Origin of the sequence: Bradyrhizobium sp. STM 3561, from assembly GCF_045571455.1 — a bacterium.
GTDB lineage: Bacteria > Pseudomonadota > Alphaproteobacteria > Rhizobiales > Xanthobacteraceae > Bradyrhizobium > Bradyrhizobium vignae.
The window spans coordinates 6,982,347-7,003,722 of sequence record NZ_CP120695.1; the positions used below are offsets into that span (position 1 = coordinate 6,982,347).

16 protein-coding genes and 1 pseudogene are annotated in these 21,376 nt (G+C 64.2%); 6 read left to right on the forward strand and 11 right to left on the reverse strand.

The window, feature by feature from the left end:
* Positions 1–84: 84 nt before the first annotated feature.
* The 6 genes from P6U28_RS33140 to P6U28_RS33165 all read right to left on the reverse strand — a co-directional run bounded on the left by P6U28_RS33140 (position 85) and on the right by P6U28_RS33165 (position 9,567).
* The gene (locus P6U28_RS33140; RefSeq protein ID WP_162500528.1) at positions 85–1,269 is read right to left on the reverse strand and encodes a substrate-binding domain-containing protein; all 1,185 of its coding nucleotides are present in this window, start codon (positions 1,267–1,269) and stop codon (positions 85–87) included.
* 105 nt (positions 1,270–1,374) lie between these two features.
* The gene (locus P6U28_RS33145; protein ID WP_407120524.1) at positions 1,375–3,408 is read right to left on the reverse strand and encodes an acyl CoA:acetate/3-ketoacid CoA transferase; all 2,034 of its coding nucleotides are present in this window, start codon (positions 3,406–3,408) and stop codon (positions 1,375–1,377) included.
* 110 nt (positions 3,409–3,518) lie between these two features.
* Entirely contained in the window at positions 3,519–4,829 is a 1,311-nt protein-coding gene (locus tag P6U28_RS33150; protein ID WP_407120525.1) for an MFS transporter, read from the reverse strand.
* A 197-nt stretch (positions 4,830–5,026) separates the two neighbouring features.
* The gene (locus P6U28_RS33155; protein WP_122406260.1) at positions 5,027–6,463 is read right to left on the reverse strand and encodes a sigma-54-dependent Fis family transcriptional regulator; all 1,437 of its coding nucleotides are present in this window, start codon (positions 6,461–6,463) and stop codon (positions 5,027–5,029) included.
* A 96-nt stretch (positions 6,464–6,559) separates the two neighbouring features.
* Positions 6,560–8,296 (reverse strand): putative bifunctional diguanylate cyclase/phosphodiesterase, encoded by a 1,737-nt coding sequence (locus P6U28_RS33160; protein ID WP_407120527.1) that lies wholly within the window; start codon positions 8,294–8,296, stop codon positions 6,560–6,562.
* A gap of 305 nt (positions 8,297–8,601) precedes the next feature.
* Complete coding sequence (locus tag P6U28_RS33165; RefSeq protein ID WP_122406258.1) at positions 8,602–9,567, reverse strand: sensor histidine kinase; 966 nt, start codon at positions 9,565–9,567, stop codon at positions 8,602–8,604.
* Between the two features lie 179 nt (positions 9,568–9,746).
* Between P6U28_RS33165 and P6U28_RS33170 the strand changes: the two genes are divergently transcribed.
* Positions 9,747–10,586: an SDR family NAD(P)-dependent oxidoreductase gene (locus P6U28_RS33170; protein ID WP_122406257.1), complete on the forward strand. Its 840-nt coding sequence runs from the start codon at positions 9,747–9,749 to the stop codon at positions 10,584–10,586.
* A gap of 163 nt (positions 10,587–10,749) precedes the next feature.
* Here P6U28_RS33170 and P6U28_RS33175 read toward each other — a convergent pair.
* Positions 10,750–10,887 (reverse strand): annotated as a pseudogene (locus tag P6U28_RS33175) (hypothetical protein); the annotation flags it as partial.
* A gap of 90 nt (positions 10,888–10,977) precedes the next feature.
* Positions 10,978–12,213, reverse strand: coding sequence for an LLM class flavin-dependent oxidoreductase (locus P6U28_RS33180; RefSeq protein ID WP_122406255.1), 1,236 nt, complete (start codon positions 12,211–12,213; stop codon positions 10,978–10,980).
* Positions 12,214–12,451: 238 nt separating this feature from the next.
* On the opposite strand from P6U28_RS33180, the gene P6U28_RS33185 reads away from it, so the two are divergent.
* Complete coding sequence (locus P6U28_RS33185; RefSeq protein WP_407120528.1) at positions 12,452–13,852, forward strand: MFS transporter; 1,401 nt, start codon at positions 12,452–12,454, stop codon at positions 13,850–13,852.
* 154 nt (positions 13,853–14,006) lie between these two features.
* The gene (locus P6U28_RS33190) at positions 14,007–15,164 is read left to right on the forward strand and encodes a PHB depolymerase family esterase (RefSeq protein ID WP_407120529.1); all 1,158 of its coding nucleotides are present in this window, start codon (positions 14,007–14,009) and stop codon (positions 15,162–15,164) included.
* 175 nt (positions 15,165–15,339) lie between these two features.
* On the opposite strand, the gene P6U28_RS33195 is transcribed toward P6U28_RS33190, so the two are convergent.
* Positions 15,340–15,654 carry a hypothetical protein gene (locus P6U28_RS33195; RefSeq protein ID WP_122406252.1) on the reverse strand — a complete coding sequence of 105 codons (315 nt, stop codon included), beginning with the start codon at positions 15,652–15,654 and terminating at the stop codon, positions 15,340–15,342.
* Between the two features lie 181 nt (positions 15,655–15,835).
* Here P6U28_RS33195 and P6U28_RS33200 point away from each other — a divergent pair, with 181 nt between their 5' ends.
* Positions 15,836–16,207 carry a helix-turn-helix domain-containing protein gene (locus P6U28_RS33200; RefSeq protein WP_122406251.1) on the forward strand — a complete coding sequence of 124 codons (372 nt, stop codon included), beginning with the start codon at positions 15,836–15,838 and terminating at the stop codon, positions 16,205–16,207.
* Between the two features lie 2 nt (positions 16,208–16,209).
* Here P6U28_RS33200 and P6U28_RS33205 read toward each other — a convergent pair whose 3' ends face one another.
* Positions 16,210–16,878: an MBL fold metallo-hydrolase gene (locus P6U28_RS33205; protein ID WP_407120530.1), complete on the reverse strand. Its 669-nt coding sequence runs from the start codon at positions 16,876–16,878 to the stop codon at positions 16,210–16,212.
* 161 nt (positions 16,879–17,039) lie between these two features.
* Here P6U28_RS33205 and P6U28_RS33210 point away from each other — a divergent pair, with 161 nt between their 5' ends.
* Complete coding sequence (locus tag P6U28_RS33210) at positions 17,040–18,638, forward strand: alpha-amylase family glycosyl hydrolase (RefSeq protein WP_122406249.1); 1,599 nt, start codon at positions 17,040–17,042, stop codon at positions 18,636–18,638.
* A gap of 215 nt (positions 18,639–18,853) precedes the next feature.
* Here the strand turns inward: P6U28_RS33210 and P6U28_RS33215 are convergent, their stop codons facing one another.
* Positions 18,854–20,554 carry an alpha-amylase family protein gene (locus P6U28_RS33215; protein WP_407120531.1) on the reverse strand — a complete coding sequence of 567 codons (1,701 nt, stop codon included), beginning with the start codon at positions 20,552–20,554 and terminating at the stop codon, positions 18,854–18,856.
* 269 nt (positions 20,555–20,823) lie between these two features.
* Here P6U28_RS33215 and P6U28_RS33220 point away from each other — a divergent pair, with 269 nt between their 5' ends.
* Positions 20,824–21,312: an MmcB family DNA repair protein gene (locus tag P6U28_RS33220; protein ID WP_122406247.1), complete on the forward strand. Its 489-nt coding sequence runs from the start codon at positions 20,824–20,826 to the stop codon at positions 21,310–21,312.
* Positions 21,313–21,376: the final 64 nt, after the last annotated feature.

Genomic DNA, 21,376 nt, shown 5'->3' on the forward strand with positions numbered 1-21,376 from the left:
TGAGAGGGCTCGGGTCCCACGAGAGAGCGGAACCCCTCACCCGCGCCTTCGGTGCGACCTCTCCCTATGGAAGAGGTGAAGCGGTCACCGCTTGTTCTTGACCGGAACGTCCATGTCCTCGATCTTCAGCTCGCGCACCGGCTCGAGCACGGCCCAGGCGACGTTCGGATCGACCTTGACCTTGAAGTGATACATGCTCTGCAGCGCCTGATGGTCTTCTTTCCGGAACACCATCTTGCCTTTCGGCGTGTCGAACTCCATGCCTTCCATCGCCGTGATCAGCTTCTCGGTGTCGGTCGACTTCGCCTTGGTGACGGCGGCGACGACGGACATCGCGGCGGCGAAACCGCCGGCGGTGAAGAAGTCCGGCGGCGCGTTGAAGCGCTTCTGGTGCTCGGCGACCAGCCAGTCGTTCACCGGGTTCTTCGGGATCTCATAGAAGTAGTAGGTCGCGCCTTCCATGCCGGGCAGGCCCTTATAGGCGGCGAGCGCCGGCAGGATGTTGCCGCCGGTGGAGAGCTCGATGCCGTAGCGCTTCGGGTCCATGTCCTGGAGTTTTGCCAGCGGATTGCCGGCGCCGGCCCAGATCACCCAGATCACCTTGCGGCCCGGCTTGTCCTTCAGCGCATCGAACAGGCGCTGGCCGACCGCGGTGAAGTCGGTGGTCGAGGTCGGGGCATATTCCTCGGCGGCGAGCGTCGCGCCGGTCTTGGCCAGCGCCTCCTTGAAGGCGGCGACGCCGTCGCGGCCGAAGGCGTAGTCCTGCGCCAGCGTCGCGACGGTGACGCCCTGCTTGCCGATCGCGACCGCGTTCGAGATCGCGTCCTGTGACGAATTGCGTGCGGTGCGGAAGATGTAGCGATTCCACTTCTCGCCGGTAATCTGGTCCGCGACTGCGGGCTCGACGATCAGGATCTTCTTGTTTTCCTCGGCGACGGGGAGAATGGCGAGTGCCGCAGCCGACGAGGTCGTGCCGATCGCGATGTCGGCCTTGTCGTCCTGATAGGCCTCCGCGAGCGCGGCCTTGGCGAGGTCCGGCTTGCCCTGGTCGTCCTTGGTGATGACGACGATCTTGCGGCCGTCGAGCGTCATGGTGCCCTTGGTGGCGTATTCAAATCCCATCTTCAGGCCGGTCTCGGTCTGCTTGGCGTAAGCCTCGAGCGGACCGGTCTTGCCGTAGATCAGCGCGATCTTGAGATCGTCGGCCCGTGCGGAAGTGCCCGCGGCGAGCGCGAGAATGGTTGTTGTTATGATGAGCGATCGACGCACGATGGTCCCTCCTGATTCAAAGTTTCTCGGCAACAGCGATTTGCACAACGTTACGAACATTGCAATTAAACCTTCCGGCGAATCGCGCCGGCGCGTGAGCATGCATCATTTTTGGGCTTGGCCCGCTGTCCCCGAATCGCCGGCCTCGACTTGGCGCCAGTCCGACTGCGCCTCCTCCGCGCTCTCGAAGATATGCGGAGCGACGCCGCGCCTCTCCAGGGCTTCGCCAAGCTTGATGCGCAGGAAGCCCGACGTGGTGTAGCGCGACACGCCGGAATAGAAGCGGTCGACGAGGCTGCGGACCATGGCCGAATAATCGTCCATCAGCTCCGGCAGGATCGAGAAGTTGTCATAATTGACGATGGCGTAGACGCGGCGCCCGAGCGGCGCCAGGCGGGCCTCGACGATGGCGGCGATGGTGTCGATCTCGGCCTTGCTGCGTAGCGGATAGCGTTCGAGGTTGACGAAGAACAGGTCCTGCTGCTCGTCCAGTGTGAAGCGCTGGTCGAGCGGGATGGTGAGCAGGCGTTCGCGCAGCTCCATGAGACCCTCGCCGAAGATGCGCGCGTCCATCAGCGCCGGGTCGCGTGGGATCAGCGGCTTGAAGTCCATCAGGCGCAGGATGTCGCGCTCGATGTCGATGCCGGGCGCGATTTCGGTGAGCTCTAGCCCGTCGGGCCGCAGTTCGAACACGCAGCGCTCGGTGACGTACAGCGTGCGTTGCTTGCGCGCCGCGGCGAACGGGCCGCTGAAGGTGACGTGCTCGACGCTGTCCACGAACTTGCGCGACTTGGCTTCGTCGAGGATGACGAGCTTGCCGTCGTTCACCGCAATGCGCTGCTTGCCCGCACCGAACGTGCCGACGAAGACGACCTCCTTGGCGTTCTGGCTGATGTTGATGAAGCCCCCGGCACCCGCGAGCTTCGGTCCGAACTTGCTGACGTTGAGATTGCCGGCGCGGTCGACCTGGGCAAGACCGAGGAAGGCGGCATCCAGGCCGCCGCCGTCATAGAAGTCGAACTGATAGGGCTGGTCGATCACCGCCTGCGTGTTGATCGCGGCGCCGAAATCGATGCCGCTCGCCGGGATGCCGCCGATCACGCCCGGCTCCGCCGTCAGCGTGATGAGGTCGATGATCCGCTCTTCATTGGCGACCGAAGCGATGCCCTCGGGCATGCCGATGCCGAGATTGACGACGCTGTTGGCCTTGAGCTCGAGGGCGGCGCGGCGGGCGATGATCTTGCGCTCGCTGACCGGCATCACCGGCAGAGAGGCGGCGCGGACGCGGATCTCGCTCGAATACGCCGGGTTATATTGGGTGCCGAAGGTCTGCCAATGGTTCTCGGGCTTCGCCACCACGACGCAGTCGACGAGAATGCCGGGAATCTTGACCTGGCGCGGATTGAGGCTGCCGCTCTCGGCGACGCGCTCGACCTGGGCGATGACAATGCCGCCGGAATTGTGCGCCGCCATGGCGATGGCGAGCGCTTCCAGCGTCAGCGCCTCCTTCTCCATGGTGAGATTGCCGTCGGGATCGCCCGTGGTGGCGCGGATGATCCCGACCTGAATCGGAAACGTCTTGTAGAGCAGGCACTCCTCGCCGCGCAGCGTGATCAGCTCCACCATGTCCTCGGTGGTGCGCGCGTTCAGCTTGCCGCCGCCGTGCCGGGGATCGACGAACGTGCCCATGCCAACGCGGGTGATGTGGCCGGGCCGGTGCGCGGCGATGTCGCGAAACAGATGCGTGATCACGCCCTGCGGCAGGTTATAGGCCTCGATCTGGTTCGCGATCGCGAGCTGCTGCAGTTTCGGCGCAAGGCCCCAATGCCCGCCGATCACGCGCCGGACCAGCCCTTCATGCGCGAAATGGTTGAGGCCGCGCTGCTTGCCGTCGCCTTGTCCGGCCGCATAGACCAGCGTCAGATTGCGCGGCTTGCCCTGCGTATAGGGCGCATCGCCCTCCTGCGACAGATAGAGCTCCTCCAGCGCGATCGCGATCTCCTCGGCAAAGCCGATGCCGACGAAGCCGCCGGTCGCCACCGTGTCGCCGTCGCGGATCAGCATGACGGCTTCGGTCGCCGAGACGACCTTGCCCTTCTCGGAATTGCGCAAATAAGGCAGGGCTGGATGGTGGCTCACGGCGTTCCTCCCGCTCCCTGGACCGTATGCCTTGTTGTGCTTGATCTTATCGCGAAGAGCAGCCCCGGAACAGGTTGCTCCTCGCGACACAAAAGGCAACATGAAGACATTCAGGACTGCGCTATCTTGCGCGTTTCGGTGGCGAAATAGACCGAGACCACGGTGATCAGCGCCAGCGCGATCATGTAGAGCGAGATCGGCCAGGTCGCCGGCGCATAGGCCGTCATCAACCCCGTCGCGATCAGCGGCGACAGCGCGCCGGCGAAGATCGAGGCGAGGTTGTAGCCGAGCGAGACGCCGCTATAGCGCACCTTGGTGCCGAACAGCTCCGACAGGAAGCTCGCCTGCGGCCCGTACATCGCGGCATGACCGACGGCAAGGCCCAGCACGATCGCGATCCAGGCGTATTGCGGGTTCCTGGTCGCGAGCAGCATGAACAGCGGGAACGACATCAGCGCCGAGAACACCGCGCCGAAGATGTAGATCGGCCGCCGCCCGAGCCGGTCGGAGAGCGCGCCGAAGGCGGGGATGGTGACGGTCTCGATCGCCGCGCCGATCAGCACGCCGTTGAGCATGTCCTGCTTGTTCATGCCGAGCGATTGCGTGGCATAGGCGAGCACGAAGGTCGCGTAGATGTAGAAGAAGCCGTTCTCGGCGAAGCGCGCGCCCATCGCGAGCAGGATGTTCTTGGGATACATCCTGATCGCCTCGAGGATCGGCATCTTCACTTCCTGCTTGGTGTCCTTGACCTTCTGGAACTCCGGCGACTCCGCGATGGTGAAGCGGATCCACAGGCCGACCAGCACCAGCGCGATCGAGAACAGGAACGGGATACGCCAGCCCCAGGCATAGAGCTGGGCGTCAGTCAGCATCGCCGATACCACGGAGAACACCAGCGTGCCGAGCACGAGACCGAGCGGCGCCCCGAGTTGCGGCCAGCTGCCGTAGAAACCCTTCTTGTCTGAGGGTGCATGCTCGACCGCCATCAGCACCGCGCCGCCCCATTCGCCGCCAAGGCCGAAGCCTTGGATCAGCCGGCACGTCACCAGCAGGATCGCGGCCCAGATGCCGGCGGTCTCGTAGGTCGGCAGAAAGCCGATCGCCGCGGTCGCCGCGCCCATGATCAGCAGCGTCAGATAGAGCATGGTCTTGCGGCCGATCTTGTCGCCGTAGTGCCCGAACACGACGCCGCCGAGCGGGCGCGCGACGAAGCCGAGCGCGTAGGTCGCGAAAGCCAGCAGGGTTCCCATCATGGGGTCAAAGGTCGGAAAGAACAGCTTGTTGAAGATCAGCGCGGCGGCGGTGCCGTAGAGGAAGAAGTCGTACCACTCGATGGCCGTGCCGATCAGGCTCGCGGTGGCGACCGTGACGTGCGAGGGGTGTTTCGCCTGAAGCTGATGGACCGAGATCGCTTCGCTCATCTTGCGTCCTCCCTTGGTTTTCGAATGCGCATGTGCAGCATGCGTCATTGTGCAAAAGCGAAGAGCAAGCTCCGCGCCAGTTGCCGCAGGCTTGCGCAGATGGCTGAAAACCCAGCAGATTCAGCGAAGGCATCAGGAAAGCGCGGCCAGGCCGCGTGTCAAGAATCCGAGACTCCGGACATGCCCAGTCTCGAAATTCAGACGGAGGCCGGGCCCGCGGCCAGGCCGAACTTGGCGAGCTTCTTGTAGAAGGTCGCGCGCGAGATCCGCAGCATCCTGGCGGCCTCGGTGATCTGGCCGTTGCTGGCGGCGAGCGCCTGTTCGAGCGTGTGCTTCTCGAACTCGGCCTCGGCTTCGGCATAGGGCACCACCATTCCGGCCGGGCGCTCGGCCGGTGCAAGCCTCGCCTCGGTGCCGATCGGGAGGATGCGGGCGACATCTTCGCCGGTCAGCCGCCCGGAATCGCTGAGGATCAGCGCGCGCTCGAGGATGTTGCGGAGCTCGCGGACATTGCCCGGCCAATCGTAACGGGCGAGCGCGGCGAGCGCGCTCGGCGTGATCTTCGCCTTGACGTAGTCGCCGGACGCGCTGATGTCGTCGAGCAGCCGGGCGCAGATGTCGGGGAGATCGTCGAGGCAGTGGCGCAGCGGCGGCAGGTCGACCGAAAGCACGTTGAGACGGTAGTAGAGGTCGGCGCGAAATGCGCCGTCGCTGACGCGCTTGCGCAGGTCCACGTTGGTGGCGGCGATGACGCGGACGTCGACCCTGGTGATCTTGTCCGAGCCGAGCGGCTCGATCTCACGCTCCTGGAGCACCCGTAGGAGTTTTGCCTGGAGCTGCAGCGGCATCTCGCCGATCTCGTCGAGGAACAGCGTGCCGCCGTCGGCAATACGGAATTTGCCCTCGCGTCCCCGTCGGTCGGCGCCGGTATAGGCGCCCGGCGCCGCACCGAAGAACTCCGACTCGATCAGCGTGTCGGGAATGGCGGCGACGTTGACGCTGACGAACGGCTTCTCGGCGCGCGAGGAGGCGTTGTGGATGGCCTGCGCCAGCATCTCCTTTCCGGTTCCGGTCTCGCCTGTGAGCAGAACCGTGACGTTCTGCCGCGCGGCTCGGCTTGCGAGCTCCTTGGCCCGGGCGATGGCCGGCGTCGCGCCGACGAAATCGGCGAAGGTGAAGCGCGCCGCACGGGGGTTGGACAATTGCCGGCGCGCCAGCCGCAGATCGCTCTCGAGCTGGGCGACGCGGGCGAGCAGCGGCTTCAGGCTTTCGAGATGATCATAGAGCACGAAGCCGATCGCGCCGATCACCCTCCCGTTCTCGTCCTCGATCGGCATGCGGGTGACGACGAGCTGCTCGCCGCCGAGCTCCATGATGTCGAGCAGGATCGGCTCGCCGGTCTCGGCCACCTTCCGCATCAGGCTGTTCGGGATGACCTCCTCGATCGGCCGGCCGATCGCCTCGGTCGTATGGTTGAGACCGAGCGCGGCAAGATATTTCTCGTTGACGTAGACCACGCGCCCGCCACGGTCGATCGCGATCGCGCCCTCGCAGAGCCTTTCCAGCCGCTCGAACAGCGTCTCCATCGCGCGCGCACGGAGATAGGCGGGATCGCTGATGGAGGAGGCGGGCATGACGTACCTCGCGGGAAGCCTGGCTGTTTATTAGCAAAAGACCAGCAATTTCAAAGGGGATTTGATTGGAGAATTCGGGCCGCCGCCGCCACTCCCCTACCGCCGATACCCGCTCGCCCGCGAATAGCCCTGGCGATTCTGTTGCATCGGCCGGCTCGCCACGCTGATCCGCGCCTCGCTGGAGACGGGCGTTGCCAGCTTCAGCTCCTCCAGAAAGATCGGCCGCGAGAAGTAATAGCCCTGCGCGAAGCGGATGTTGGTCGCGGCCTGCAGATAAGCCAGCTCCTCGTAGGATTCGAGGCCTTCGGCGATCACCGTCATGCCGAGCGCTTCGCTCAAGGATTCGATCGCGCGCAGAATGCCCTGGCTGCGCGGGCGTTTATGGATGTCGGTGATGAAGGAGCGGTCGATCTTGATCTCGTCGGCCGTGATGTCGGCCAGCGCCGAAAGCGAGGAATAGCCGGTGCCGAAATCGTCGATGGAGATGCCGACACCGAGTTTGCGGAACATCGGCAGGATCTCGGCCTGAAAATGATTCTTGGCGACGAAGGCGTTTTCCGTCACCTCGATCATGAAGCGATGGGGAAAGCCGGTGTCGTCCAGCGCCTGCGCAAAGCTGCGCATGAACTCGGGATTGCCGGCCTGCTCGGCGGCGACGTTGATGCTGATGGTCGCTTCCGCGCCGAACGTGTCGTTGATCAGGTCGATCGATTTGACGATCTCGGCGAGCACGAGATGGGTCAGCTCGTCGATGAGGCCGAGCTCGCCGGCGAGGCTGATGAACGAGCCCGGCGCCTGGATCACGCCTTCGTCGTCGCGCAGGCGTACCAGTGCCTCGATGCCCTTCACGGCCTGTGTGCGGATGTCGACCTTGGACTGGAAGGCGCAGCAGAAGCGCTTTTCCAGGATGGCGAGCCGCAGCGACTGCTCGACCTTCATCCGCGCCTGCGCCTCGCGTTCCATGCTGGCGTCGAAGAAGGCGGCCAGTCCCTTGCCGTTGTTCTTGATGCGGTACATCGCGATGTCGGCGTTCTGCCGCAGCGTCTCGAAGCTGCGTCCATGCTCGGGATAGAGGCTGATGCCGACCGAGGTCGAGGCGAAGACTTCCGAATGATCGATGAAGAACGGCGCGGTCAGCCGCTTCAGCGTCGATTGCATGAATTCGGCGACTTCCTCCTGGCTCTGGATCGGCGAGAGCAGCAGCAGGAATTCGTCGCCGGAGATGCGCGACAGCATGTCGGAATCGCGCAGGTCGCGCCCGAGCCGCTTCGACAGCTCGACCAGCAGCGCGTCGCCCACGGCGTGACCGTAATAGTCGTTGATGTGCTTGAAATTGTCGACGTCGAGAAAGGCCAGTGCAAAGCGCTCGTCGCCGCGATCGCGCGCGAGCAGGCTGTTGGCGCGATGCTCGATCACGCGCCGCGAGGGCAGGCCGGTCAGCTCGTCGAAATAGGCGGAGCGGAACAGCTGGTCCTCGAAATTCTTCTGCTCGGTGATGTCGGAGGACGCCGAGATCAGGAGCTCGCGTCCGGCGAGCCGAACGGGACGATGGGTCGTGAGCAGCACCTGGCGCGCCGCGCCGCCGTGAAGCGCTTCCTCGGTGACGACCGGCTGGCCGGCGCTGAGCGCCTTGCGGCAGGCTTCGCGGCGCGGCGCCAGATCGGGTGAGGGACGGCTGCCGTCCATGCCGAGCTGGGCAGCAGCTGCGTCGTTGACCAGCAGAAGCTCGCCATGCGCGTCCTGCACGGTGAGGCCGGCCGGCAGCATTCTAACGATTTCCTTGAGAAAACCGAGCTCGGCTTCAGTCGCGCCGGAATATCCATTGTCGTTCATAGAAGTCATGAATCTTGTTGTTTCAGCGCGCCTTTGCAATGGCCGCGATCTTGCGCGGTTCCCTCTTAAGTTTGGTTAAGGGGTCGGGAGAAATACGGGGGTGTTTTGGAGAAAACTTGCGACGATGCGACGCGCGCCGACGATCGTCATTAACAGAGGGTCAACGACGCATGCGAAACCGCGCGCGCAGTGCGCGGGCTCGCTTTCGCTTGGATGCGCGATCAGTCTTGTTTGAATCGATGCGCGCGCCGGAGGGTCACCTCTCCCCGCCGGCGAGAGGTGATCCGACCGAGTCTTGCTCTCCGCTAGCCGCTCTTGGGGATGCGGCATTGCATGATGCAATGCAGCCCCGACTTGAGATACGAGATCTCGGTCCTGCCATCGAAGGCCGACAGTGCCGATTTCAGCAGCTTGGTGCCGAAGCCGGGCTCGGACACCTTGTCCACGCTCGGCCCCTCGGTTTCGTCCCAGGTGATGGTGAGGCGGTCGTCGTTGATGGTCCAAGACACCTGCAGCAGACCGCGCGGTGCGGAGAATGCGCCGTACTTGCCTGCATTGGTCGCGAGCTCGTGAAACATCAATGACAGCGTGACCGCGAGCTTCGGCGGCAGGAACAGCCGCTCACCATTGAGAGTGAATCGGACATGGCCATAGGGCCCGAGCTCGGAGATCAGGAGGTCGCGGATATCGCAGCCCCCCTTGTCGATCCGCGAGATCAGATCGTCGGTCGCGGCCAGCGAGCGCAGCCGGGGATCAATCCGGGTCCACACCTGCGGCTGGTCGTGCAGCACCTGGTGCAGCACGGCATGCACTGTCGACAGCTTGTTCTTCAGCCGGTGCTGGAGCTCGTCGACCAGCAGCTTGCGATAATCTTCTTCCTCGATCAGGCGCTTGGAGATCCGGCGCTGGTCCGCCAGCATGATGCGATAGTGCTCGACACCCCAGATGGTGATCGCGCAGACGACCCAGTAAAGCGCGAGCAGCGCAAATCGCGCGCGATCGGCAATAGCGTCGCCGAAATTCAGGACGACGCCGAGCACGCCGCCGACCAACGCCGTCACGATGCCGATCCGAAATCCGCCCAGGGCAGCGGCAAAGAACACGGCGGGGAAGTACGGCGTGAAGTAGATGTCGGGGCGAATCTGAGCGAGACCCCAGCGGATGAGGGTCGCGCCCAGCAGGCAGATCACCGCAAACGAGATGCTCAGGCCGAGCGAGGGCGGCGCGGCGCCCTGCCAGGCCTTGCGGAACTCGTCGATCAGCTTCCTCATACGCAGCCCGGTTGTGATAGGCATTCGAAAAGCGAGCGGCCGGTGAGGATGTTACGCATGCCGCCCGCAGGAGCATAGCTTGCCTTGGCGGAAGCGGGCAGGGATAGTGGCCGCTGCGGTGAGGGCGGCGGCCGACATTCGCCATTTGGCATCAAATCGCTCGAAAAAAGGAACATTCCATGGGCAGGCTGGACGGCAAGGTTGCGGTGATTACGGGGGCGACGAGCGGGATCGGATTGCGCACTGCGGAAGTCTTCGTTGCCGAAGGTGCCAAAATTGTGATCGCGGGTCGGCGCGTACCGGAAGGCGAAGCGCTGGCGGGGCAGCTCGGGGCCAATTGCATCTTCCGCCAGACCGACGTCACGGTCGAAGCGCAGATGCAGGCGCTGATCGCGCTCGCGGTCGAGAAATTCGGCAGGATTGATTGCCTGTTCAACAATGCCGGCGGCCCGGCACAGACCGGCGGCATCGAGGGCCTTGAGGTCGAGCGGTTCGATGCGGCCATGGCGACCCTGGTCCGCAGCGTCATGCTCGGCATGAAGCACGCCGCTCCCTACATGAGGAAGCAGGGGGCAGGCAGCATCATCAACAATGGCAGCATCGCCGGCCGCCTCGCCGGCTTCTCGTCCTCGATGGTCTATAGTGCGGCCAAGGCGGCGGTGATCCATCTCACCAAATGCGTGGCGATGGAGCTCGGTGAATCGAATGTCCGCGTCAACTCGATCTCGCCCGGCGCGATCGCAACCGGCATCTTCGGCAAGGCGCTGGGGCTCTCGACCGACGCCGCGGAGAAGACGCCGGCAGTGATGCGCGAGGTCTACAAGACCGCGCAGCCGATCCCGCGCGCCGGCCTTCCCGATGACATCGCCCATGCCGCGGTGTTCCTGGCCAGCGACGAATCCAGTTTCGTCAACGGCCACGACCTCGTCGTCGACGGCGCCATGACCGGCGGCCGCAACTGGAGCCAGCAGCAGCAGGGCTATGTGGCGCTGCGCAAGGCGTTCGATCAGGAGGCGTAGGGGGCGCTCTCGTGCCCAGGACGCGGCGCAGCGCTGTCCTGGCGATGCGAAGCATCGTCCAGTTCAGCGATGCGCTGCAGAGCCGGGGGCCATCTCTCCAGGCCGAACGTGTCGCAAGATTCTGGGTCCCGGCTCGCGCTTTGCGCGTCCGGGACACGCAAGCTCACGCCGCCCTCACCGTCACCCGCAACCCATCCCGCGGCTTCGGGATCGGCCACATCTGCCAGTCCGGCTTGTAGCCGGGTGCGAGCGACACCTCGATATTCTCCAGGAAATGCCGTGCGAAGCATTTCGCCTGCATAGAGGAGACTGCTGGAAGCGGTCGTCTCGATGGACGAGGCGCTCGCTCCGACGCCGCCAAGACGTTCTGTCGAACCGGCGGCCATGCTGCCTACCGCTTTGCCGCTTCCTTCTGCAGGTCCGGGGCGTTGACGGCGGGAATGGCGACGCGGCCGGGGCCGGTCACCTTCAGCGCCTCGGCGGCCTTCTCGTTCTCCAGGATCTTGGCCATCACCGCCTGACCCGCACGCTCGAAGATCGCGCGGTTCTCGATCACGAATTTCTGCGACTTGCGAAGACCGTCGATATAGCCGTTGATCTCTGGCACGACGTAGCGCGCCACCATGTCCCAGCTGCGGCGCGTGGCTTCCGGATTGGCCCAGTCGTGCACGAAGCCGATGATGGCGCCGACGCCGCCGGAGACCTGCATCACGTTCTTGATGGTTTTGACGAGATCGTCGGGCGTGCCGATCGTGGACGCGGCGCCCTCGACGAACGCGGTCTTGTCCACGGCTTCATCGGGCGAAGAGAACGCGGTGAGCCCCGGCCGCTGCAGCGTGCCGACATTATATTCGTTGTGCCAGCGCATCAGGCCGGCGCCGGCCTCGCGGCGCGCCTGCTCGCGCGTTTCGGCGATATGCCAGGTCAGCAGCACGCGCCAGTCGGCGCGGTCGACCTTTGTGCCATGCTTCTTGGCGGCATCTTCGGCGAACTGCCACTGCTGCTGCAGCGACATCAGACCCTGCGTCGTCATCGAACCCAGCGAGATGATGCCGATGCCGTATTTGCCGGCCAGCGTCATGCCGGAGGGCGAGATCTGCGAGGCCACCACGAACGGCATCTCCTCCTGCAAGGGCAGGATCTGCAGCGCGGCATCGTTCATCGTGAACCAGTCGCTCTTGGCGGTGACGCGCTCGCCGTTGAAGAGGCGGCGGATGATGCCGATCGCCTCGTCCTGACGGTCGCGCTGGGTCATCGGATCGATGCCGAGCGTGTGCGCATCGGAGGCCAGCGCGCCCGGACCGGAGCCGAAGATGGCGCGGCCGCCGGTCATGTGGTCGAGCTGCACCATGCGCTGAGCGACGTTGAAGGGATGGTGATAGGGCAGCGACACCACGCCGGTGCCGAGCTTGATCCTCTTCGTGCGCTCGCCGGCGGCGGCCAGGAACATCTCGGGCGATGCGATCATCTCCCAGCCGGAGGAATGATGCTCGCCGCACCAGAACTCGTCATAGCCGAGCGCATCCAGCTGCTCGACCAGGTCGAGATCGCGCCGGAACTGCAGCATCGGATGCTCGCCGATCGGGTGATGCGGGGCAAGGAAGGCTCCGAATTTCAGGCGCGCCATGGCGTTCTCTCCGGCTGGATTTTCTGCTTGTTGAAGCGGCGAGGCTACGTGCTCGCGGAAGCGAACGCAATCGCACGATGTCCCGCATGACGGAATGCAGACATGCGTTGAATCTTCCTCCTGTCCCCGCTTGCGGGGAGAGGCGAAGAGAAACGCGCGAAGCCTACCTGTGAGGTAATCGCGGTGCCACTCGCGATCTGAAATCATCGGGGCAACCATAGTCCAAAGTCGTGCCCCAATGCATCAGATCGTCACAAAGCCGCTCGATTCGACCCGCCGCTGGTGGGTGCTGGCCATCGTCGTGGCCGCCCAGTTCATGTTCGGCGTCGACGCCTTCGTGGTCAATGTCGCGATTCCCACCATCGCCGTCGAGCTGAAAGCCTCGCCGGCCGAGATCGAATCCATCATCGCGATCTACCTCATCGCCTATGCCACGCTGGTCGTGACCGGCGGCCGGCTCGGCGACATCCACGGCACAAAGGATGTCTTCCTGGCCGGCGTGCTCGGCTTCACGGCGACCTCGCTGTGGTGCGGACTCGCACAATCCGGCGTCGAGCTGATCATCGCGCGGCTGGCGCAGGGCGCGACCGCGGCGTTGATGGTGCCGCAGGTGCTGGCGACGCTGCATCTTTTGTTCACCGACGACGAGCGCAACCGCGCCTTCGCCATTTACGGCATCGTGCTCGGGCTTGCGGGCGCCGCGGGCTTCCTGCTCGGCGGTTTTCTCGTCACAATCGATCTCGCGGGCACCGGTTGGCGCTCGGTGTTCTTCGTCAATGTGCCGTTTGGCCTTGTCATCGCGACTGCGGCCTGGCGCATCATGCCGTCGGTGCCGCGACGGGCGGGTACAAGGCTCGACATCAGGGGCAGCGTGGTGCTGTTCGCGGGGTTATTGTGCCTGATCGGCCCGCTGCTGTTCGGTCACGATCTCGGCTGGGCGCCGTGGCTGTGGGCGGTGATGGCAGTCGGCGGGGTGATCCTCACCGCGTTCCTGAAGCTGGAGCAAGCGGTCGCAGCCGCCGGCGGCATGCCGTTGGTCGATCTCACGCTGCTGGCGGACGCCGCCTTCCTGCGCGGCCTCGGCGCCGTCTTCTTTTTCTTCCTTGCCAATCTCTCGTTCTATCTGGTGATGACGCTGTTCATGCAGCGCGGCCTGAATATCCCACCGCTCGCGGCCGGCATGGCCTTCATTCCGCTGGCGCTCGCCTTCGTCGTGGCCTCGCGCCACAGCGGCGTGCGGGCACGGCATCGCGGCACCAAGGTGTTGACTGAAGGCTGCATGTTGCAGATCGCAGGTCTTGCGGCGCTTGCGCTTGTTGCGGGCCGTGTCGATGCTCCGTCGCCGCTCCAGCTCGCGCTGACCATGATCATCTTCGGCTACGGTCAGGGATTGGTGATGGCACCGCTCTCCGGCGCGGTGCTCTCGACGGTGAAGCCCGCCGCCGCAGGCTCCGCATCCGGCATATACGGTACGATGGCGCAGATCGGAAATGCGGCCGGAGTGGCCGCAATCGGCGCGGTGTTCTTCGCGATCGAATCATTGCAATCAGCGCGCGCAGGATTCCTCGTGTCGCTCGTGCTGTTTGTGACATTCATCATGATCTGTGCCGCATTTCTGGCGCGGATGCGCCGTGTATAGGCACGAAGTTGAGGCGCGACGGTTAATGCATGCGGATTCCAGCGGATTTCCCGCGATTTTCGCTGGGATTGACAGCGCACGGTCTTTTTATTTTGCAACGCAGCAACTATCTGGTTGGGCTGGACGTTGGAATGTCGCCCACCAGGAAGCTGCCGTGTCGTTAGCCCGAAATGTCGATCTGTTGAGACGTCTGCCCAAGCTGGACGGTCTGCGCTTTGCCGAGCTCGGCCGCAGCGCGGATTCATCCAGCCCGCTGCGAGAGGTCACGGGCTTCGGTGACAATCCGGGGGCCTTGCGCATGTTCGCCTTCGTGCCGGCGCAGCTGCAGAAGCCGCGCGCGCTCGTCGTCGTGCTGCATGGCTGCGGCCAGACCGCGGCCGCTTACGATCTCGGCGCGGGATGGTCGACGCTGGCGCAGCATTACGGCTTCGCGCTGTTGATGCCCGAGCAGCAGCGCATCAACAATGCCAACACCTGCTTCAACTGGTTCAATCCGGAGGACACGATGCGCGGCAGCGGCGAAGCGCATTCGATCCGCGAGATGATCGCACATATGGCGGACGCGCACCGCATTGATTCCAGGCGCATCTTCATCACCGGCCTTTCCGCCGGCGGCGGCATGACGTCGGTGATGCTCGCGACCTATCCGGAGGTCTTCGCGGCCGGCGCTGTTATCGCCGGATTGCCCTATGGCATCGCCTCGAATCTGCGCGAGGCGCTGGACGGCATGTTTCATTCCCCGGCGCGTCCTGCGCGCGAGCTCGGCGATCTCGTACGCAGCGCCTCTGATCATCGCGGGCCCTGGCCGAAGATCTCGGTGTGGCATGGCAGTGCCGACCGCACTGTCAATCCCGGCAATGCCAACGAGATCGTCAAGCAGTGGCTCGACTTGCACGAACTGCCCGAAGTGCCGATGGCGGAGACCAATGTCGACGGCTATCCGCGTCAGACCTGGTGGAATAACGACGGCGAGACGCTGGTCGAGTCCTACGCCATCACCGACATGGCGCATGGCACGCCGCTTGGGCTAGCCGACAACGACCAGCGCTACGGCATGGAAGGCGCGTTCCTGATCGAGGCCGGCATCTCCTCGTCCTATCACATCGCAAAGTTCTTCGGCCTGACCGGCTGGATCGCGGAGGCGAAGAAGAAGGTGGAGGCAAAGCCGGCTCTGACGCCCGCACCACATCTCGCCCGCTCGATCCGCTCTGCGGTCGCAGAGCCGACCGAGCCGAAGCGAGAAAAGTCTCACGGCTTCGATCTCGGCCAGATCATCACGCGCGCGCTGACCGCCGCGGGGCTAATGAAATAGCTCGCCGCCGTCGTCTCGGACAAGCGCGCCCCAAGCGCGTGCCGATCCGGTACCCATAACCACACGCGGATGTGGTTGCGGGGACCCAGAGTTATCAGGCCGCGCCAAACTTCTCCCTGTGGTTATGGTCCCGCTGGTCCGGGACGACGGCGGAGCTCGTGGCGGCGCCGTCGACTCAGCCCGCCGAAGCTATCGTCTGATCGATCACCTCGATCGGCGTCACCGTCACCTCGCCGCCCGCAATCTTCCGCGTCATCTCCTGATAAGCCCTGAAGAAGTCGCGCGATTGCAGAGCTTTTTGCGCGCCCTCATCGCTGGCGCTGGCGAGGTGGAAATAGCTGCCCTCGTCGCGCGCCTTCAGGACGCGATAGAAGATCCGTCCTTTCAGCTCCGGATCGCCGTCGATCGCCTTGATGAAGCGGGCGATCTCCCGGTGCCATTCTTCCGTCGTGCCGTTCTTGAACTGGTATCTGATCATGAAGTGCTTCATGTGACGCTCCTTGGTTCGTCTTGTGCGTCATCATCTGCGCCTTGCGCGCGGTCCTGCAAGTATGGACAAAATTGATAGTATGGACTTTTTCGCCGCTGCTCCTATTCTTGCCGCGTGGCGTTTTCGAGCGAAGTGGATGCCGGTTCGCGTAAGAAAACTGGCTGCGCATGGAGGAGACGACATGGCGAAGGCAAGAGCGATCCCGCTGCGCGCCTGTCCGGTTGCGGCGTTTCAGAAGATGATCAGCGGCAAGTACAAGCTGCGCATCGTCTGGGATCTCAAGGATGGCCCGCGCCGCTATGGCGAGATCAGAAGCGGTCTGCTGCGCGGCACCGAGGGCAGCGCCGCGATCACGCCGCGCGTACTCAGCCGCGAATTGAAGGCGCTGACCGAGAGCGGCCTGATCGACCGCAAGGATTTCGGCGAGGTGCCGCCGAAGGTGGAATATCGCCTCACGCGCAAGGGCAAGAGTTTCGTGCCCGTCGTCGCCGCCATTCGCGAATGGGGCGAGCGCCATCTCGGCGAGCCCGTGCTCGCCGAGGCGGCGGAGTAGTCCTACATCTCGCCGGTGATGAACGGATTGGTCATCCGCTCCTGGCCGATGCTCGAGCCGGCGCCATGGCCGCAGATGAAGCCGACATCGTCGCCGAGCGGCAGCAACTTCGTCTTGATTGAATTGATCAGCGTGGCGTGACTGCCGCCGGGCAGGTCGGTGCGCCCGACCGAGCCCGCGAACAAGACGTCGCCGACATGGGCGAAACGCAAGTCTTTGTTGAAGAACACCACGCTGCCGGGCGAATGGCCGGGGCAGTGCAGGATGTCGAATTGCAGGCTTCCAATCGACACGCTGTCGCCTTCGTCGAGCCAGCGGTCAGGCGTGAAGTCGCGACCTCCGGTCATGCCGAAGCGCGCGCCGCTTGCGACGACATTGTCGAGCAGGAACTTGTCCGCGACATGCGGACCCTCGATCGGCACCCTCAGTGCATCGCGCAGCTCGGCCGCGCCGCCGACATGATCGATATGGCCATGGGTCAGCCAGATTTTCTCCACGGTGACGCCCGTCTGCTTGATCGCATCCAGGATCTTCGGCACGTCGCCGCCGGGATCGATCACCACGGCCTTCTTGGAAGGCTCATCCCAGATGATGGTGCAGTTCTGCTCGAACAGCGTCACGGGAACGATGATCGCGCCCGCCTTGGCTTTGGTGTCGTTTTGCTCGGTCATGACCTCACAATGCCGATTTTTGCCGAGCCGCCAAGCAAAAGATTCGGGCCGCCTCCCGGGAACACCCGTCACACGGCCGTTCCAATTGGCCTGCCAATTTGAACCGGGGCGTTGCTGTCGCGTTCTCCCGCGCAAGGCGTAGATTCGGGTGGTCTTCCGGCATGGCTCACGGCAACGAGAATTGGTGGCGAGACGGCATCTTCTATCAGATCTATCCGCGCTCGTTTCAGGACTCCAACGGTGACGGTGTCGGCGATCTCGCCGGCATCCTGCGGCGGCTGCCTTACGTCAAATCGCTCGGTGTCGACGCGATCTGGCTGTCGCCGATCTTTCCCTCGCCGATGGCCGATTTCGGCTACGACATCTCCGATTATGTCGGCATCGAGCCGCTGTTCGGCACGATGGCGGATTTCGATGCGCTGCTCGCGGCCGCCCACGACAATGGCCTCAAGCTGATCCTCGACCTCGTGCCGAACCACACCTCCGACCAGCATCCCTGGTTCATCGAGAGCCGCGCCTCGCGCGACAATCCCAAGCGCGACTGGTACATCTGGCGCGATCCGGCACCCGGCGGCGGCGTGCCGAACAACTGGCTGTCCGAGTTCGGCGGCAGCGCGTGGCAATTCGACGAGACGACGGGCCAATATTACTATCACGCCTTCCTCGCCCAGCAGCCGGATCTCAACTGGCGCAATCCGGAGGTTCGCACCGCGATCTATGACGTGATGCGATTCTGGCTGGACAGGTGCGTCGATGGTTTTCGCGTCGACGTGATCTGGCACCTGATCAAGGACGCCGAATTCCGCGACAACCCGCCGAACCCGCATTATGTCGAGGGTCGGCCGCCGAACGAAAGAATCCTGACGCAATACTCGACCGACCAGCCGGAAGTGCATGACGTCATCGCCGAGATGCGGCGTGTCACCGATTCCTATGGCGCGCGCGTCCTGATCGGCGAGATCTATCTGCCGCTGCACCGCCTGATGGCCTATTACGGCAACGATCTGACCGGCGCGCAGATGCCGTTCAATTTCGCGCTGCTCTCGACCTTCTGGAGCGCGCGCTCGATCGAGAAGATCATAGAGGATTACGAGAGGTCGCTGCCGCGCGGCGCCTGGCCGAACTGGGTGCTCGGCAATCATGATCGCCCGCGCGTGGCGAGCCGGGTCGGGCCGGAGCAGGCCCGCGTCGCGGCCATGCTGCTGCTGACGCTGCGCGGCACGCCGACGCTTTACTACGGCGACGAGATCGGCATGCACCAGCTCGCGATCGCGCCGGAGGATGTGCGCGATCCCTTCGAGAAGAACGTGCCCGGCATCGGTGTCGGCCGCGACGGCTGCCGCACGCCGATGCAATGGGATTCGTCGAACTTCGCCGGCTTTTCGGAGGTGAGGCCGTGGCTGCCGCTGCCGGAGGACCATATCCACGAGAATGTCGCCAATCTCGAAGCCGATTCGCGCTCGATCCTCAATCTCTACAAGCGCCTGATCGCCGTGCGGAGGGGCTGTCCCCCGTTGGTCGTAGGCGATTATCATCCGGTCGCGGCGCAAGGCGATCTCCTGATGTACCGCCGCGAGGCCGGCGGCAGGACGGTGATTGTGGCACTCAATCTCGGTCCCGATCCGATCGCGGTGACCACCAGCGCGATCGGTTTCGACAGCAGGATATTGCTCTCGACGTTTCTGGATCGCGAAGGTGATGGGATCGAAGGCGTGCTGGATTTGCGCGGCAACGAGGGGGTCATCGTCGCTCCACCCTAGCTGTCGTCCCGGATGGGCGCAGCTCTTGGCAACGCCAAGCGTTGTGGAGGGCGGAGCGACGATCACCATAGCCACAGGGAGCTGTTTTGCGACGATTCGGAGTTGCCGGGTCGCTCCACTCTTCATTTTGCGGTTATGGGTCCGCATCTATGCGCGCTCGAGGCGCGCTTGTCCGGGACGACAGCTGTGAGCGTGGGGACAGCAAAACGACCACATCACCCCCGATGCTTCTTATCCCGCACCGTAGCTTCGTCGATGTCGCTCCGCTTCAACAGATAATCCAGCCCGCCGACGCGGTACCAGCGGTAGCCGTATGGCTCCAGCACGACGCGGTGCTGGCCGCGCTTGTCGGCGTGGCTGTGGTCCTCCGCAAGCAGGTTGATCAGGTGCGCGCCAGTCTCGCCGGGCAATCCGGCCGAGAACGCGATCTCGCGCGGTTTCTCATCGAGATTGTGCACGAACAGCACCGAATTGTTGCGCCAATCATAGCGCATGATGAACACGGCGGGATCGCGCACGGGAATGACCGCAAAATCGCCCCAGCCGACTTCCGGCACCTCCTTGCGCATGCGGACGATGCGCTCGGTCCAGTTCAGCATGGAGTTGGGATCGCGCCGCTGTTTTGCGACGTTGACGTGCGGAAAGCCATAAGGCCCCTTGTCGATGACGGGGCAGGCCGGCTTGTCGCTCTTGGTGAAGCCGCCATGCGGCTCGGTCGACCATTGCATCGGCGTGCGCGAGCAATTGCGTTCGGGCAATGAGAGATCGTCGCCCATCGCGATCTCGTCGCCATAGCGGATCACCGGCGTCCCCGGCAGCGTGCACATCAGGCTGTAGGCGAGCTCGAGCCGCCGGCGGTCGCCGCCCAGCATCGGCGCGAGGCGGCGGCGGATGCCGCGGTCGTACAGCTGCATGTCCTTGTCGGGGCCGAAGCATTTGAACACGACCTCGCGCTGCGCCTTGGTCAGTCGTCCGAGATCGAGCTCGTCGTGATTGCGCAGGAACAGGCCCCATTGCGCCGTCGCCGGCCGCGGCTTGGTCGCCTTCAGCGCCTTGGCCAGAGGGCGCGAGTCGGCTGAGGCCAGCGCGTAGAACAGATGCTGGTTGACATGGAAGTTGAACATCATGTGCATGCGGTCGGCATCGCGGCCGAAATATTCGATGTCGGTCTTCGGCAGCACATTGGCTTCGGCGAGGATGATGGCGTCGCCCTGGCGCCATTGCAGGAATTCGCGGAACGCGCGCAGCATGTCATACTGCTCGACCGGCTTCTTCACCTTCGCACCCTTGGTCGCGATCACGAAGGGCACGGCGTCCATGCGGAAGCCGGAGACGCCGAGCTGGATCCAGAAGCCCATGATCTTGAGGATCTCAGCCTGCACGTGCGGATTCGAGGTGTTGAGATCGGGCTGGAAATTGTAGAAGCGGTGGAAGTACCAGGCGCCAGCCTCCTTGTCGTGCGTCCAGGTTGATTTCTGCACGCCGGGAAACACCATGCCCTCGTTGGCATTGCCGGGCTTCTTGTCGGACCACACGTACCAGTCACGATAGGGCGAGCTCTTGTCGCGCCGCGCCTCCTTGAACCAGTGGTGCTGGTCCGAGGTGTGATTGACGACGAGGTCGATGATGACGCGGATGCCGCGCTGCTTGCAGCCATGGGCGAACTCGACGAAGTCGCCCAGCGTGCCGTAACGGGCGTCGACGCTGTAATAATCGGCGATGTCGTAGCCGTCGTCGCGGCCGGGCGAGGTCTGGAACGGCATCAGCCAGATCGCGGTGATGCCGAGCCCGTGCAGATAATCGAGCCGGCGGAGCAGGCCCTTGAAGTCGCCGACACCGTCGCCATTGGCGTCCATATAGGAGCCGACGGAGAGGCAATAGATCACGCCATTCTTGTACCAGAGATCGTCGATCATGCGCGCAGCCTGGGTGGTTCCGCCCGGGTGCGGCGGCTGCGTAATAAGTGTTAAGGGCGAGTGCGGTTCCGCACTCGCCGTCGGGGCGCGCGCAGCGCGAGCCCGGGACCCATAACCACAGGCAGCAGTTTTGCGAAGAGTCGGAGTTACCTGCTTTGCCCGACACGTCTCCCTGTGGTTATGGATTCCGGGCTCGCGCTGTGCGCGCCCCGGAATGACGGGTGGGGGAGACAGTGTCCGCGCTTCATGGAATCGGCTATCTTGCCCCCATGGACAACACCGCCCGCATCGCCCTCGTGCCGCCGCCCGATCGCCGCCAGTCGGAGACGGCGCTCGCCATCGCGCGCGGCACGGCGCGGCTTTTGCGCTCGCTCGGCTTCTCCTGCATCAGCGAATTGCCGCTGCCGTCGGGCCGGCGCGCCGATCTCGTGGCGCTGAACGAGCGCGGCGAGATCTGGATCGTCGAGATCAAGTCGTCGGTGGAGGATCTGCGCGCCGACCAGAAATGGCACGAATACCGCGCCCATTGCGACCGGCTGTTCTTCGCCTTCACGCAGGATCTGCCCTGCGAGATCTTTCCTGAAGACACCGGCCTGATCATCGCCGACGCCTATGGCGCGCACCTGCATTGCGAGGCGCCCGAGCACAAGCTGGCTGCCGCCACGCGCAAGCAGATGACGGTGCGATTTGGAATGGCAGCGGCGCTTCGGATCAACCGCCTGGTCGATCCTCAGGGTCACGTCGACTTTTGGGAGTAGGATGGTTCCGGTGCATTGCTGCGCAGAGCCGGGACCCAGCAGACAGTGGTTCAAGCCGAGGCAT

Excerpts from the sequence above, each read along its gene's own strand:
- P6U28_RS33150 (WP_407120525.1), bottom strand. The coding sequence starts at position 4,829 with ATGAGCGAAGCGATCTCGGTCCATCAGCTTCAGGCGAAACACCCCTCG.
- P6U28_RS33155 (WP_122406260.1), bottom strand. The coding sequence starts at position 6,463 with ATGCCCGCCTCCTCCATCAGCGATCCCGCCTATCTCCGTGCGCGCGCG.
- P6U28_RS33160 (WP_407120527.1), bottom strand. The coding sequence starts at position 8,296 with ATGAACGACAATGGATATTCCGGCGCGACTGAAGCCGAGCTCGGTTTT.
- P6U28_RS33165 (WP_122406258.1), bottom strand. The coding sequence starts at position 9,567 with ATGAGGAAGCTGATCGACGAGTTCCGCAAGGCCTGGCAGGGCGCCGCG.
- P6U28_RS33170 (WP_122406257.1), top strand. The coding sequence starts at position 9,747 with ATGGGCAGGCTGGACGGCAAGGTTGCGGTGATTACGGGGGCGACGAGC.
- P6U28_RS33180 (WP_122406255.1), bottom strand. The coding sequence starts at position 12,213 with ATGGCGCGCCTGAAATTCGGAGCCTTCCTTGCCCCGCATCACCCGATC.
- P6U28_RS33185 (WP_407120528.1), top strand. The coding sequence starts at position 12,452 with ATGCATCAGATCGTCACAAAGCCGCTCGATTCGACCCGCCGCTGGTGG.
- P6U28_RS33195 (WP_122406252.1), bottom strand. The coding sequence starts at position 15,654 with ATGAAGCACTTCATGATCAGATACCAGTTCAAGAACGGCACGACGGAA.
- P6U28_RS33200 (WP_122406251.1), top strand. The coding sequence starts at position 15,836 with ATGGCGAAGGCAAGAGCGATCCCGCTGCGCGCCTGTCCGGTTGCGGCG.
- P6U28_RS33205 (WP_407120530.1), bottom strand. The coding sequence starts at position 16,878 with ATGACCGAGCAAAACGACACCAAAGCCAAGGCGGGCGCGATCATCGTT.
- P6U28_RS33210 (WP_122406249.1), top strand. The coding sequence starts at position 17,040 with ATGGCTCACGGCAACGAGAATTGGTGGCGAGACGGCATCTTCTATCAG.
- P6U28_RS33215 (WP_407120531.1), bottom strand. The coding sequence starts at position 20,554 with ATGATCGACGATCTCTGGTACAAGAATGGCGTGATCTATTGCCTCTCC.
- P6U28_RS33220 (WP_122406247.1), top strand. The coding sequence starts at position 20,824 with ATGGACAACACCGCCCGCATCGCCCTCGTGCCGCCGCCCGATCGCCGC.